Origin of the sequence: Pigmentiphaga litoralis, assembly GCF_014651835.1 — a bacterium.
GTDB lineage: Bacteria > Pseudomonadota > Gammaproteobacteria > Burkholderiales > Burkholderiaceae_B > Pigmentiphaga > Pigmentiphaga litoralis.
In genome coordinates, this window is the sequence record NZ_BMXQ01000001.1 from 2635400 (window position 1) to 2648697 (window position 13298).

At 62.2% G+C, this 13298-nt stretch carries 13 protein-coding genes; 8 read left to right on the forward strand and 5 right to left on the reverse strand.

The window, feature by feature from the left end; all coding sequences use genetic code 11:
• Positions 1-179: 179 nt before the first annotated feature.
• The 4 genes from galU to IE116_RS11930 are packed head-to-tail and all read left to right on the forward strand — an operon-like array spanning position 180 to position 4531.
• Positions 180-1016: a UTP--glucose-1-phosphate uridylyltransferase GalU gene (gene galU / locus IE116_RS11915; RefSeq protein ID WP_189612677.1), complete on the forward strand. Its 837-nt coding sequence runs from the start codon at positions 180-182 to the stop codon at positions 1014-1016.
• Positions 1017-1072: 56 nt separating this feature from the next.
• Positions 1073-2248 (forward strand): LPS export ABC transporter permease LptG, encoded by a 1176-nt coding sequence (lptG, locus tag IE116_RS11920; protein WP_189612679.1) that lies wholly within the window; start codon positions 1073-1075, stop codon positions 2246-2248.
• Positions 2245-3066 carry a symmetrical bis(5'-nucleosyl)-tetraphosphatase gene (locus tag IE116_RS11925; protein ID WP_189612680.1) on the forward strand — a complete coding sequence of 274 codons (822 nt, stop codon included), beginning with the start codon at positions 2245-2247 and terminating at the stop codon, positions 3064-3066. The genes lptG and IE116_RS11925 overlap by 4 nt, the downstream gene beginning before the upstream one ends.
• A gap of 52 nt (positions 3067-3118) precedes the next feature.
• Positions 3119-4531 (forward strand): mannose-1-phosphate guanylyltransferase/mannose-6-phosphate isomerase, encoded by a 1413-nt coding sequence (locus IE116_RS11930; RefSeq protein WP_189612682.1) that lies wholly within the window; start codon positions 3119-3121, stop codon positions 4529-4531.
• 185 nt (positions 4532-4716) lie between these two features.
• On the opposite strand, the gene IE116_RS11935 is transcribed toward IE116_RS11930, so the two are convergent.
• The 3 genes from IE116_RS11935 to IE116_RS11945 are packed head-to-tail and all read right to left on the reverse strand — an operon-like array spanning position 4717 to position 8095.
• Positions 4717-5487: a lysophospholipid acyltransferase family protein gene (locus tag IE116_RS11935; protein ID WP_189614585.1), complete on the reverse strand. Its 771-nt coding sequence runs from the start codon at positions 5485-5487 to the stop codon at positions 4717-4719.
• A 5-nt stretch (positions 5488-5492) separates the two neighbouring features.
• Entirely contained in the window at positions 5493-6785 is a 1293-nt protein-coding gene (locus tag IE116_RS11940; protein ID WP_189612684.1) for a dihydroorotase, read from the reverse strand.
• Between the two features lie 59 nt (positions 6786-6844).
• Positions 6845-8095 carry a flavin-containing monooxygenase gene (locus IE116_RS11945; protein ID WP_189612686.1) on the reverse strand — a complete coding sequence of 417 codons (1251 nt, stop codon included), beginning with the start codon at positions 8093-8095 and terminating at the stop codon, positions 6845-6847.
• Positions 8096-8322: 227 nt separating this feature from the next.
• On the opposite strand from IE116_RS11945, the gene IE116_RS11950 reads away from it, so the two are divergent.
• Genes IE116_RS11950 through IE116_RS11965 form a run of 4 tightly spaced genes read left to right on the forward strand, consistent with a single transcriptional unit; the run spans position 8323 to position 11512 of the window.
• Positions 8323-9441 carry an ABC transporter ATP-binding protein gene (locus tag IE116_RS11950; protein ID WP_189612688.1) on the forward strand — a complete coding sequence of 373 codons (1119 nt, stop codon included), beginning with the start codon at positions 8323-8325 and terminating at the stop codon, positions 9439-9441.
• A 47-nt stretch (positions 9442-9488) separates the two neighbouring features.
• Positions 9489-10103, forward strand: a complete 615-nt coding sequence (locus IE116_RS11955) for a glutathione S-transferase (protein ID WP_189614586.1) — start codon at positions 9489-9491, stop codon at positions 10101-10103.
• Positions 10104-10112: 9 nt separating this feature from the next.
• Entirely contained in the window at positions 10113-10571 is a 459-nt protein-coding gene (locus IE116_RS11960) for a type II 3-dehydroquinate dehydratase (protein ID WP_189612690.1), read from the forward strand.
• Positions 10568-11512: a 2-hydroxyacid dehydrogenase gene (locus tag IE116_RS11965; RefSeq protein WP_189612692.1), complete on the forward strand. Its 945-nt coding sequence runs from the start codon at positions 10568-10570 to the stop codon at positions 11510-11512. Before IE116_RS11960 ends, IE116_RS11965 begins: the two co-directional genes overlap by 4 nt.
• Positions 11513-11586: 74 nt before the next feature.
• On the opposite strand, the gene IE116_RS11970 is transcribed toward IE116_RS11965, so the two are convergent.
• Together IE116_RS11970 and IE116_RS11975 are read right to left on the reverse strand one after the other, a co-directional pair.
• The gene (locus IE116_RS11970) at positions 11587-12408 is read right to left on the reverse strand and encodes an ABC transporter permease (protein ID WP_189612694.1); all 822 of its coding nucleotides are present in this window, start codon (positions 12406-12408) and stop codon (positions 11587-11589) included.
• A 1-nt stretch (position 12409) separates the two neighbouring features.
• Positions 12410-13264, reverse strand: a complete 855-nt coding sequence (locus tag IE116_RS11975) for an ABC transporter permease (RefSeq protein WP_189614587.1) — start codon at positions 13262-13264, stop codon at positions 12410-12412.
• Positions 13265-13298: the final 34 nt, after the last annotated feature.

Below are 13298 nucleotides of genomic sequence, written 5' to 3' on the forward strand. Positions count from 1 at the left end.
CCCGGCTTTCGGCGAAACAATGATGGTCGGCCAGCCTGTTGTAGATTCTCGGCTTTTAATTTGTGTCCTATTGTTTGCGCTGCAGTTGAAACCCCACAGCCGCTTACAAATTCACTGAGTAGCGGCCACAAGCCGAGCCGTTCATCGCAAAATCACGCATCCCCAAAAAGAGCGCTTTCATGAATCCTGTCCGTAAAGCCGTATTCCCCGTTGCCGGCCTCGGCACTCGCTTCCTGCCCGCCACCAAGGCAATGCCTAAAGAGATGCTGCCTGTCATCGACAAGCCGCTGATCCAATACGCTGTGGAAGAGGCGATTGCAGCAGGCATCACTGACCTGATTTTCATCACTGGCCGGAACAAGCGCGCGATCGAAGACCACTTCGACACCATGCCTGACCTGGAAGCCGAACTCCTTGCCAAGAACAAGCAAGAGCTGCTCGAAGTCGTTCGGGGCATCCTGCCCGCTGGCGTCAACTGCATCTTCATCCGTCAGCCCGCGCCTCTGGGCCTGGGTCACGCTGTGCTGTGTGCCGAACCTGTTGTGGGCAAAGAGCCCTTCGCCGTGCTGCTGCCCGATGATCTGATCGACGCCGATGTGTCGGTTACCAAGCAGCTGGTCGACGTCGCCCGTGCCAACAACGGCAGCGTGCTGGCTGTGCAAGACGTGGAACGCAAGGACACGTCCAAGTACGGAATCGTGGACACGCACGAAGCAACTGGCGCTACGGCCGAAGTGTTCGGCATGGTTGAAAAGCCCGCACCGGCCGAAGCTCCGTCGACTCTCGCAGTCGTTGGCCGCTACGTGCTCGAAGGCGAAATTTTCGACCACCTGCGCAAGATCGGCAAAGGCGCCGGCGGTGAGATCCAGCTGACGGACGGCATCGCTGCCCTGATGAACGCCCAGCGCAAGGTGTTTGCCCATCGCTACGAAGGCAAGCGCTATGACTGCGGCAACAAGGCGGGTCTGTTCGAAGCAACAGTCGCGCTGGGTCGCAAGTACCACGGCTTCGAGTGAGGGCTCCGGCGGGCGCTTCCTTTACACTGCAGCTTGTCTAGACCTGCGCTGTCCAAGTGAAAACTGCCCGCCGCTACCTCGCCACTGAGATCTACCGCTCGTCCGCCGTTGTGCTTATGGCACTGGTGGGCCTGTTTACGTTTTTTGCGCTTGTGGACGACCTGGACAAGGTTGGCCGCGGCGACTTCAAGATCTACCACCTGCTCTTTCTTGAGCTGCTGGCCCTTCCCACCCGCCTATACGATATCTTGCCTATCGGCTTGCTGATTGGGTCGATCCTTGCGCTTGCGGGGCTGGCGCAGCGGCACGAGCTGGTGATCTTGCGGGTGTCGGGCATCAGCGGAATGCGGATGCTGGTAATGCTGTGGATCGTGACGATCCCGGTGGTGATATTTGCACTGATTTTGGCCGAGTTTCTTACGCCGGCAGCAGAACTCAAGCTAAGCGAGGCGACGCTGTCCTTGACGGGCAGCGCCGGCAAGAATGCAGGGGTGTTGCGCAGCGGCTACTGGTTCAAGGAAACGACACCGGAAGGCGACCGGATCATCAATGTCGGCGCGTTGCAGTCTGGGGGCGGCGCGTTAACGGTCACGCTGTACGACTTCAACGCGGCAAGGCAACTGACGTCGACGGTGACGGCAGTCAGTGGTGCTTTTGGTACAGGCGAGCTCGCGTTGACTGACGTGACGGTCAACACCATCAGCCCCGAGACTGAGTCGGCGCTGGCGAAAGGCTCACGGGCAACCACCCCGCCGGTGACCGTTACCAAGGAAGCGACGCGCACGGTACCCACTTCGTTGACGCCGGAACTGCTGTTTGCCCGGGTGCTAACACCTGAGCGCATGTCTTTCATCGACCTCTTTGACTACATCGGATACCTGAGCGCAAATCACCTTGTGGCGGAGCGCCAGATCGTAGCTGTGTGGCGTAAGCTGATCTACCCCTTCACGTTGTTGGTGATGGTGACGATCGCGGCGCCGTTGGGCTTCATGCAGACGCGCCGTGGTGGTGTTGGCGCAAAGGTGTTCCTGGGAATCTTGCTCGGCGTCGGGTTCTTCATGCTCAATCAGCTGTCATTGAACGTCGGCATGCTGAACAAGTGGCCGGCGTGGTTGACGGCAGTCGGGCCGAATGCGTTGGCCCTGGTGCTGGCCATGACGGCGGTGCTGATCGTCGAGTACGGCAGCACGATCTCGCGGCGATGGAAGGCGCTGCGGGGGTCGCGGGCATGAGTATCTGGGCGATCGGTGATCTGCAGGGCTGCTGCGACTCGCTGGACGCCTTGCTGGCGCGACCCGAGATTGCCAATGATCCGCAAGCTCGTTTCTGGTTTGCAGGTGATCTGGTGAATCGGGGTCCGGCATCGCTCAAGACCCTGCGTACTGTCATGGCGCTGGGAAACCGGGCGGTGAGTATCCTGGGCAATCATGACCTGCATCTGCTGGGCGTGGCGGCCGGGATCCGGAAGCCGGGCAAGTCGGATACGACGCAGGAAATCCTGGATGCGCCGGATGCCGACCAGTTGCTGGCGTGGATACGGTCGCGGCCACTGGCGCACTTTGAACGCGGGCACCTGATGGTGCATGCGGGTGTGCTGCCGGCGTGGACAGCGGCCCAGACGCTTGGGTTGGCGTCCGAGGTCGAGTCCGCCTTGCGCGGACCGAAGTGGCGGGATTTTCTGGCCAGAATGTACGGCAATGCGCCGGCAGCTTGGTCGGACAGCCTGCAAGGCCCGGATCGTTTGCGGGTGATCGTCAATGCGTTGACGCGCATGCGTTATTGCACGCTGGACGGCACGATGGACTTCGATGCCAAGGACGCGGCGGGCGATGCGCCTGCCGGCCATGTGCCGTGGTTTGACGTGCCAGGCCGTGCAACGGCGTCGGTCACGGTGGTGTTCGGCCATTGGTCGACCCTGGGGCTGGTGCGCCAGCCCGGGATCCTGGGGCTGGACACCGGCTGCGTGTGGGGGGGACAACTGACGGCGGTGCGGCTGGATGACCGGCAGCTCGTCCAGGTTCAATGTCCGCAGTATCGAGTTCCTGGTTGATTCAAAGGTCACTGACCTTTTCTTAAAAAATTTTCTTGCGGAGCTTTGCTTCATGATCCCCGTAATCCTGTCAGGCGGTTCCGGTACGCGCCTCTGGCCTCTGTCTCGCGCGCTGCATCCCAAGCAATTCATCAAATTGCTGGATGACGTCAGCCTGTTCCAGGGCACGCTCGAGCGCCTGCGCGGCCTGTCGACGGGGGCTCTGGCTCCCATCATCGTGAGCAATGAAGCGCACCGTTTCATCGTGGCCGAACAATGCCGCGCGATCGACGTCAATCCGCAGGCCATCCTGCTGGAGCCGGTCGGCCGCAATACCGCGCCAGCGATTGCCGCTGCCGCGATTGCCGCGACGGCCAAGGGCGATGACCCTATCCTGCTGGTGCTGGCTGCTGACCACGCCATCAAGGACATTCCTGCCTTTGAAGCATCGATCCGCGCGGGTCAACCTGCTGCTGAAGCTGGCAAGCTGGTGACCTTTGGCATCGTGCCGACGGCAGCTGAAACGGGCTACGGCTACATCCGCGTGGGTGAACCCACGACGACGATGAAGCCGATCGCCGTCGAAGCGTTTGTTGAAAAGCCCAATGCCGAGACGGCCCAGGAATACGTGTCTGGCGGCCGCCACCTGTGGAACAGTGGCATGTTCATGTTCAAGGCATCGGTGATTCTGGCCGAACTCGAAAAGCACTGCCCCGCTGTGTTGACCGCTGCACGCGCCGCGTTCGATGCCGCCAAGACCGACCTGGACTTCATCCGGCTGGACAGCGCTCAATTTGCAGCATCGCCTGACGACTCGATCGACTACGCCGTGATGGAAAAGACTGACAAGGCCATGGTCGTGCCGATGGACGCCGGCTGGAGCGACGTTGGCGCCTGGGGTTCGGTGTGGGCGACGCTGGATCGCGACGAGTCGAACAACGCGCTGAAGGGCGACGTGATCACCTCCAATGTCACGAACAGCTTTATCCACGCTGAGCACCGACTGGTGGCTGGCCTGGGGCTGGATAACATGGTGATCGTCGAGACGTCGGACGCCGTGATGGTTGCGCCGATGGACCGCGTCCAGGACGTGAAGAAGCTGGTTGACCAATTGAAGGCCAAGAAGCGGTCGGAAGTGACGGCGCACCGGGAAGTGTTCCGTCCCTGGGGCTCGTACGATTCGATCGACAACGGCGGCCGCTACCAGGTGAAGCGGATTACCGTGAAGCCGGGCCAGAAGCTGTCGGTGCAGATGCACCACCACCGTGCTGAACATTGGATTGTGGTGTCGGGTACAGCTACGGTGCTGCTGGGCGACAAGGAAATCCTGCTGACGGAAAACCAGTCGACCTACATTCCAGTGGGCGTGGTGCACGCGCTGGAGAACCCGGGCAAGATCCCGCTTGAACTGATCGAAGTGCAGTCGGGTGCGTATCTGGGTGAGGATGATATTGTGCGGTTTGAGGATCGTTACGGCCGCGCTTAAGTCGTCAGCTAGTCGACCGCAGAACGAAAGAAACCCGGCATACCATATGGTGTGCCGGGTTTTTTGTCGCTTTTTTCATGAGATGCATCCGCAGGTTAGGTACCGAGGTCGTCTGCCTTGCTACCGCAATTACGTCTGGCGGCGGACGCGCCATATAGCGAAGATCTGGGTGGCATCTGAGTCACTTAGGCGCTCTGCCGCGCAAACTCACCCTCCACCACCTGTTCCCGGATCGCCCGACGCGTCATTTCCGACAACTCATGCCGCGATCCGTAGCCGGCTTCGCTGTCCGACCGGCGGATGGGGGGCAGGTACACCACGTCTACCGACACCCCGCTCTCCCCCAGCACCCGCCACGCGTTGGCGATGAGACTTTCATCGCCTACATACGACGCGAAGCTGCTGCGTTGCCCGCGCAAGCGATAACGTAACGCCACCGGTTGGATGGCCACCCCGGATTGCAGCGCGGGCTCGAACAGGCCCGCGTGGAATGGCAAGACATCCATCCCTTCCGATGTCGTGCCTTCCGGAAACAAGCCCACCAACTGACTCTTCTCAAACCGACGGGCCATTTGAATACCGACGTTGGTCACCGCTTTGCGATTTCCGCGTTCGATGAATATGGTCCCGACCAGCGCGACTAGCCAACCCAACACGGGCCATTGCCTGATTTCCCGTTTGGCCACGAAGATCGTGGCGCGGCGGCTGCAGAGCACGAAGATGTCGATCCAGCTGACGTGGTTGGCGATGAGCAGTCCGCTGCCAAAGGGCAGCGGTTCGCCGATGACATCAACGCGTATGCCGCAGATCCGCAGCATGACGGTGGACCACCATTTGTAGAGGGCGTCGCGGCGCGGGATGGGGGCCCACTGGTAGTAGACGAGCAGGATCGCGAAGCCGAGCAGGATCCAGAGGATGACGGCGACGATACGGATGAGGAACCGCAGCAGATGCAGCACGATCAGCGCACCGCCTGATAGGCGATCAGGCCGCCTACGATGGTGGTGATGACTTTGCCGGGGAGTTCCATGCCCAGGAAGGGGGTATGTTTCCCCTGGCTGAGCAGGGTGTCGGCGCTGACCATCCATTCTTCTTCAAGATCGACCAGGCACAGGTCTGCGTGCGACCCCAGGCCGAGCTGTCCGCAGGACGCAATCGCGCGGGTGCCGAGCAGTTTGGCGGGTTCGCTGGTGACGCGGGCGATGGCGAGCGACAAGGGTTGGCGGCAGTCGCGGGACCATTTCAACGCGAGCGACAGCAGCAGTTCCAGGCCAGTGGCGCCAGCTTCGGCTTCGGCAAAGGGCAGCAACTTGTAGTCGTCGTCCACCGGGGTATGGTCCGAGCAGATGGCGTCGATGGTGCCGTCGGCCAGGCCGGCGCGGATGGCGTCGCGGTCGCGCTGCCCGCGCAGGGGCGGCATCAGGTGGCAGTTGGAGTCGAAGTAGCCGATGTCGATATCGGTCAGGTGCACGTGATGCGCGCCAACGTCGCAGGTGACGGGCAGGCCCTCGGCCCGGGCGGCACGCACCAATTTCAGGCCGGCGGCGCTGGACAGGCGGCACAAATGCACGCGGGCGCCGGTGGCGCGTTGCAGTTCGAAGATGGTCTGCAGGGCCAGGGTCTCGGCTTGTTCGGGGATGCCATTCAGGCCGAGTCGCGTGGCCATGGCGCCGCTGGCAGCAACGCCGTCGGCGGCGAGCCACGGGTCTTGGGGGCGCAGCCACAAGGCGTAGTCGAAGGTGCGCGCGTATTGCATCGCACGCATCAGGACGTTGGTGTCGGTGATGGCGACGTCGGCCTGCGAGAAGGCAACGCAGCCGGCTTCGGTCAGCTCGGCCATTTCGGTCAGGATCTGGCCTTTGAGCCCGACGGTGATGGCGCCCAGCGGATAGACGTGCGCCTGGTTGAGCTGGCGCGCGCGGTGCTTGAGCATTTCGACCAGGCCGGGTTCGTCCAGGACGGGGTCGGTATCAGGCGGCAGCACAAGGCTGGTAACGCCGCCAGCCAGCGCGGCGTTCATTTCGGATTCAAGCGTGGCGCGGTATTCGAAGCCGGGTTCACGCAGGCGGGCAGACAGATCGACCAGACCGGGCAGGACCGCCAGCCCGGTCGCGTCGATGACCCGGTTCGGCACGAAACCGCCGGGCGCTGTGCCGATGCTGACGACGCGGCCGCCAGCGATATAAAGGTCTTGCACGGCGTCGACGCCATTGGCCGGATCAATAAGGCGGCCGCCTTTGATGTGCAGATTCATGAGGTCAGTGGTTGCCTGTGACCCCGGAATTCTACAGGGCGTCGCGCGCGCCCAGATGACTATGCCTTGTCGTACGCCAGGTAGTCCTGCTGCACCCAGATGTGGTCGGCAATGTATTTGGCGTCGTGCCACACGCCCCAGATGAAGGACGAGGACCGGTTGGTCAGGTTGGGCAGGCCCAGGAAGTAGATGCCTTTTTCTGCCGAAATGCCGCGCTTCTGCAGGGGGTCGCCCTTGTCGTCAAAGGCGGCAACGTCGAGCCAGTTGAAGTCGTATTTGAAGCCGGTGGCCCAGAGGATGGTGGTGATGCCGGCCTTGGCCAGGTCCAGGCTCAGGATGGGGTTCGTCAGGCTGTCGGGGTCGGCCGGAATGGTCCAGGCGTCGGGCTCGGGGGGCAAGTCCAGGCCGTTGCGCACGATGTAGTCATCGGCTTCGCGCAACACGTCAAAGTAGTCGGCGTCGCCCTGCGCGATGTTCTTGCCGAGGCCTTCGTCGAAGGTCATGACGCCGCCGACGTAGGCGCGGGTGATGCCGACGAGCGTAATGCCGCTATGGGCGAGCTTGCGAAAGTCGATGGTCTTGCCGCCTTCGTAGCCGCTGACGGCAAAGGCAACGTGTTCTTTCTTGGGCTTGACCTTGACTTCGTCCCACTTGCCGAGCGCGGCCAGCCACCAGCAGTAGTCGCGCTGGCGATAGGAGCGCGGGGGCCGGTAGTGTTCACCGACCGACAGGTACACCTTTTTGCCGGCCTTGTTCAGTTCATCGGCGATCTGCGAGCCCGATGCGCCGGCCCCGACGACGAGCACGGCGCCTTCGGCCAACTGACCGGGATTCTTGTACGCAGACGAATGCAATTGCTGGATGCCGGAGCCTTCCGGAACGATGCGGGGGTAGGACGGCGTCTGGAACGGACCCGTTGCGGCGATGACGTTCATGGCTTCGATGACGCCGTCCGACGTCGTCACGGTAAAGCCCGGACGGCCTTCGTTGCGCTTGACGTGCGTGACGGCCACGCCCGTGCGGATCGGGGCCTTCAGCAGTTTTGCATAGTCCTCGAAGTACTTGGCCATGCGTTCTTTGGGTGGAAAGGTGTCGGGGGTGACGTCGTCGAATTTCAGGCTGGGGAAGCGGTCATGCCACGCCGGGCCGTTGGCGACCAGCGAGTCCCAGCGTTCGGAGCGCCACCGTTCGGCAATGCGCCCGCGCTCGAGCACGATGTGCGGAATGCTTAGGGCGCTCAGGTTTTCGCTCATGGCGACCCCGGCCTGGCCGCCACCGACCACCAGCGTATTGATTGTTTCGACTGACATTGTTCATCCCTAGATAGGTCGGCTCGAAGGCGAGCGACAGCTTCATGCACGGCGTCGAGTGTGGGCATAGTCGGCCAGGCTGGGAACCCGGTTTTTTGGACCCGGGGCTTAGGAAAAAGCTTAGGCACCTGCTTCTGATTTTCCTAAGGGCCGGGTCAAATTCCACAAAGCATCGATGGCGGGGGTCTGCCGTATCCTGCAAACAGGTCGTCAATCCCCAGGAAGCCATGAACTCTGTCGAACCCGTTGCCTCCTCCATCGCGGTCAGCCTGGAAGGTGTCGTCAAGAAGTACCGTGACCAGACCGTGCTGCACGAGCTGTCACTCAAGATTCAGCGCGGCGAGTTCCTGACGCTGCTCGGGCCGTCCGGCTGCGGCAAGACGACCCTGCTGAACCTGATCGCCGGCTTTGCCAGCGCGGACAATGGCGAGATCTTTATCGACGGGCAGCTGGTGACGAACGAGCCTGCGCATCAGCGCCAGATCGGCATCGTCTTCCAGAGCTATGCCCTGTTCCCGCACATGACGGTCGCACGCAATATCGGCTACGGCCTGCGTGTGCGCGGCATGGCCACCGGTGAGATCGACCAGCGCGTCAAGGAAGTCATGGCGATGGTGCGGCTCGATGGCCTGGCCGATCGCAAGCCGCGCGAATTGTCCGGCGGCCAGCAGCAACGTGTGGCGCTGGCCCGCGCGCTGGTGATCCGCCCCAAGGTGCTGCTGCTGGACGAGCCGTTTTCTGCGCTGGATAAAAGCCTGCGCGGATCGATGCAGGTCGAGATTCGCGAGATCCAGCGGCGTCTTGGCGTGACCACGATTTTTGTGACGCATGACCAGGGCGAAGCCTTGGCGATGTCGGATCGGATCGCGGTGATGTCGGCCGGCGTGATCCGCCAGATCGCCACGCCTGACGAGCTGTATCGCAATCCGCAGGACCCGTTCGTCGCGTCCTTCCTGGGTGACGTCAATATTCTGCCCGGCCACTATCACGGCGAGAACGCCTCGGGTGTGCACGTGCGCCTGGGGGCGGGCCTGATCCAGGTGCCGCGTGAACGGCTTGTGGGCGGATCGCATGAAGGCGGCCGGCTCGATATGTATGTGCGGCCGGAACAGATCCGCCTGGAAGGCCTGCATGCCGCGTCGGTGCTGAGCGGCACGGTGGTCAACCATGTGTTCCAGGGCGACCACGTGAATTCATACATTGATGTCGACATTCCGGTGGCTGGCCGGCAACTGGTCATGGTGCGCAGTGCGGGGCTGGACGCGATGCGTTTGTGGCCCGTGGGCGCGGTGGCGGGTCTTGCCCTGCCCGAAGACGGCATCAGTCTGTTCAATGCCGCGGCATGATGACGACTCCATGATGAGCACAGAATGGTGAGAGCAGCATGGCCACGATGAAACTTCTGTATGCCCCGACATCGCCGTTTGTGCGAAAGGTGATGGTGTGCGCGCACCTGACCGGCCAGGCCGACCAGATCGAATGGCTGCCCAGCGCCGCGCACCCGATCCGGCGCGATGACCGCATTGCCGCGCACAACCCGCTGGCCAAGGTGCCGACGTTGATTCTTGATGACGGGCAGTCCTTGTACGACAGCCGCGTCATCTGCGAGTACCTGGCAAGCGTTGCGGGGGACACGCAGTTGTTCCCTGCGGACGCCGCCAGACGATGGCAGGCGTTGATGCAGCAGGCGCTGGGTGACGGCCTGCTCGATGCGGCCTTGCTGGCGCGTTACGAGCGGACGGCGCGTCCTGCCGAGCGGCAATGGACCGACTGGTATGACGCGCAGCTCGTCAAGGTCGAAGCGGGGCTGACCGCCATTGAAGCGCAGGCGTCTGCACTGGCTTTGAACCCGACGATTGGTGAGATCACGCTGGGCTGCGCGCTGGGCTATCTGGACTTCCGCTTTCCGGAGCTGGACTGGCCGGCGCGTTACCCCGAGGCTGCACGTTGGCATGGCGTGTTCCGCACCCTGCCTGCCATGCAGGCCACCCTTCCGCACGATGCCTGAGGCTGCCCTATGACGACAACCGCCCTGCCCCCCGCCACGGTCTGGTTCCTGAACGGACCCAACGCCAATCTGTATGGTCTGGACGCCAACAAGACCTATGGGTCGGACAGCTTTCCGGTGCTGCAGCAACGCTGCGAAGCCAAGGCCGCGAGCCTGCAGATCACGCTGAATTTCCGGCAGTCCAACTACGAAGGCCAGTTGATCGACTGGATACAGGAAGCGCGTGGCGATGCCCAGGGCATCATCATCAACGCCGCCGGCCTGACGTATTCCTCCATCCCTATCCTGGATGCATTGCTGTCCTTTCCGGGCAGCATCATCGAAGTCCACATGAGCAACATCTGGAAGCGCGAGCCTTTCCGTCATCACTCCTATATCTCAAAGGCGGCCCATGGCGTTATTGCCGGGCTGGGCGGGGACGGATATGAACTGGCGATCGACGCCATGTCGCGTCTGATCCGCCGATGACGCGTCCTTCTGGCACCCTGGTTTTTTCCAGCGCGTTTGATGCCTTTGATGTGTGGCGCGACGCGCTGCACGCGCATCTGCCCGACCTGGCCATCGTCGATGCAAGCGAGGTAGCGGACCCGGCTTCGATCCACTATGCGCTGGCATGGAAGCCGCCCGAAGGCTTCTTCGACAAGATGGTGAACCTGCGGCTGATCATCAATCTGGGCGCGGGCGTGGACTCGCTGGTGGGTCGCCGTGATCTGCCGGCGGGTGTCCCGATCACTCGTATTACCGACCCGCAGATGGCGCGCATGATGGCAGGCTATGTGCTGTTTGCCACCCTGCGTCACGCGCGCGAGATTCCGTTTTTTGAGCAGGCTCAGCGCCGCGGGGAATGGGCGTATCGGCACCCCCGGTCGCCCGAGACGATTCGTGTCGCGGTGCTGGGGCTCGGCGAACTGGGCGCATTGGCGGCGATGGAACTGCAGCGTCAGGGCTTTACCGTTCTGGGGTGGTCGCGCAGTCCACGGCAGATCGATGGCGTGCAGTGTTTCGCGGGAATCGAGACATTGGATACCGTGTTGGAACAGGCCGACATTCTTGTCGTGATGCTGCCGCTGACAACCGATACGCGTGGCCTGCTGGATCGCGAACGGCTGTCCCGTTTGCCGCAAGGGGCGGCGTTGATCAACGTGGCGCGGGGCGCTTTGGTGGACCAGGCGGCCATGACCGACCTGCTGCGCGAAGGCCATATCGGATCGGCGACGCTGGATGTATTTGCGCAAGAACCGTTGGCTTCTACCGATCCATTGTGGGCAATGGAAAACGTGTTGATCACGCCGCACCTGGCGTCGGTGGCGATACCGTCATCGTCGGCCAGGCAGATCGCCGACAATATTGTGCGGGTGTCGCGGGGTGAAGCGCCGGCCAATCAGGTGGACCCTTCGCGCGGTTATTAGGTCGTCAGCACGGATGCACGAATGCACGGATGCACAATCACAAAGCGCGGGATGAACCCCGCGCTTTTTCTTGCCTAGTCGTTGTCTTCGATGTTCAGCACTTTCCCCAGACCCAGAAAGTAGTTGGCAAATGCAAGCACACTGGCCGTCACCACGATGTAGACCGCCGACAGCGCGGCCAGGGTCGGGTCGGCAAATTCGCGCACATAGTTGTACATGGACACAGGCAGCGTCTGCGTGCTTTGGGTCGTGATGAACAGCGACGCCGTGAACTCACTGAACGACATGATGGCGGCAAACAACCATCCACCAAACAAGCCCGGCGCCAGCAAGGGCACCGTGATCGTGAACAGCACTTTGAGCGGTGACGCGCCCAGGCTGGCCGCCGCCTGCTCCAGGCGTTCGTCCAGGTTTTCCATGGACACGTACACGCTGCGCAGCACGAAAGGCAGCACCAGCATGACATGGCAAAGGATCACGACCGCGTAGCCGCGCTGCAGCTTGAGCTGCGACACCAGGATCAGTAGGCCCAGGCCCAATGTGAAGTGCGGGATGACCAGCGGTGAATGCAGGATGGCCTGCAGGGTTTCCTTGCCGACGAACTCGAGTCGTTTGACGGCGATGGCCAGGCCGGTGCCGACAACCAGCGCGATCACCGATGACCATGCCGTCACGATCAGGCTGGCATGAAAACCGTCTTTGAAGTCGCTGTAGGTAAAGACGCGTTCGAACCATTTCAGCGACCAGCTTTCGGGCGGGAAGCTGAGCATGGCCTTTTCGTTAAAGGCCGCCAGCACGACGACGACCACCGGCAGCATGACGAATGCCAGGATCAGGAAGACCACGACCGGGCCTGCAATTCGCAGCGGCAGGGAGACGGAATGTTGGGTGCTCATGTCAGTGCCCTCCTGCCAGTTTCATGCGCCGGGTGAAGCGGCCCAATATCACCAGCGCGCCGATGGTCATGGCCAGGCCGGCCACGCTCAGGCTGGCCGCCAGCGGAAAGTTCATGGACGAAAAGCCAAGTTGATAGACCAGTGTGGACACGGTCGGCACGCGCCCCCCGCCGATCATTTGCGGCGTGGCGAACGCACTGAAGGTCCAGGCAAAGGCCGTGGTGACACTGGCCAGGATGCCCGGCATGGACAGCGGCAGGGTCACCGTCATGAAGGTGCGGATGGGGCCTGCGCCCAGGCTTTGGGCCGCCTTTTCGTAGTCACGATTGATGTGCGAGATGGCGGTGGCCAGCATCAGCACGACTACCGGTATGGTGACGTGCACCAGCGCGACCAGCACACCCAGATGGGTGAACATGAGCGACAGCGGCTGGTCGATGATGCCAAGCTTGCGCAGCATGGTGTTAAGAAAGCCATTGCTGCCAAGAACGATGATCCACGAGTAGGTGCGAACGATCTCGCCCAGGAACAGCGGCGTGATCGAGATGATGAGGATGGCGGACTTGAGCACGCGGCGGCGCACCCGCACCAGGGCGTAGGCCAGCGGATAGGCCACCAGCAAGGACAGGACGGTGGTTTCAACGCTCAGGCGCAGCGTGTTGACGAACGCATCCAGGTAAATGGATTTGTTGAGCGTGGTGAAATTGGCCAGGGTCAGGCCACCCACCTCCATCGAGCCCGGCACAAAGGCGCGAAAGCTGAACTGGAAGACACTGAGCAGCGCCACGCAAATGCACACCGCAACCAGAAAGGCCGGCGACAACAGGGAGGCTCTGAGCCCGGAACGCATGGCCATCATTCGATAGGGCTCCGCAATCGTTGACAGTCAG

Bases quoted from the DNA above. Each gene is read 5' to 3' on its own strand.
- IE116_RS11950 (WP_189612688.1), top strand. From the start codon at position 8,323: ATGAACTCTGTCGAACCCGTTGCCTCCTCCATCGCGGTCAGCCTGGAA.
- IE116_RS11955 (WP_189614586.1), top strand. From the start codon at position 9,489: ATGAAACTTCTGTATGCCCCGACATCGCCGTTTGTGCGAAAGGTGATG.
- IE116_RS11945 (WP_189612686.1), bottom strand. From the start codon at position 8,095: ATGTCAGTCGAAACAATCAATACGCTGGTGGTCGGTGGCGGCCAGGCC.
- IE116_RS11960 (WP_189612690.1), top strand. From the start codon at position 10,113: ATGACGACAACCGCCCTGCCCCCCGCCACGGTCTGGTTCCTGAACGGA.
- IE116_RS11925 (WP_189612680.1), top strand. From the start codon at position 2,245: ATGAGTATCTGGGCGATCGGTGATCTGCAGGGCTGCTGCGACTCGCTG.
- IE116_RS11965 (WP_189612692.1), top strand. From the start codon at position 10,568: ATGACGCGTCCTTCTGGCACCCTGGTTTTTTCCAGCGCGTTTGATGCC.
- IE116_RS11975 (WP_189614587.1), bottom strand. From the start codon at position 13,264: ATGGCCATGCGTTCCGGGCTCAGAGCCTCCCTGTTGTCGCCGGCCTTT.
- IE116_RS11930 (WP_189612682.1), top strand. From the start codon at position 3,119: ATGATCCCCGTAATCCTGTCAGGCGGTTCCGGTACGCGCCTCTGGCCT.
- IE116_RS11940 (WP_189612684.1), bottom strand. From the start codon at position 6,785: ATGAATCTGCACATCAAAGGCGGCCGCCTTATTGATCCGGCCAATGGC.
- galU (WP_189612677.1), top strand. From the start codon at position 180: ATGAATCCTGTCCGTAAAGCCGTATTCCCCGTTGCCGGCCTCGGCACT.
- IE116_RS11970 (WP_189612694.1), bottom strand. From the start codon at position 12,408: ATGAGCACCCAACATTCCGTCTCCCTGCCGCTGCGAATTGCAGGCCCG.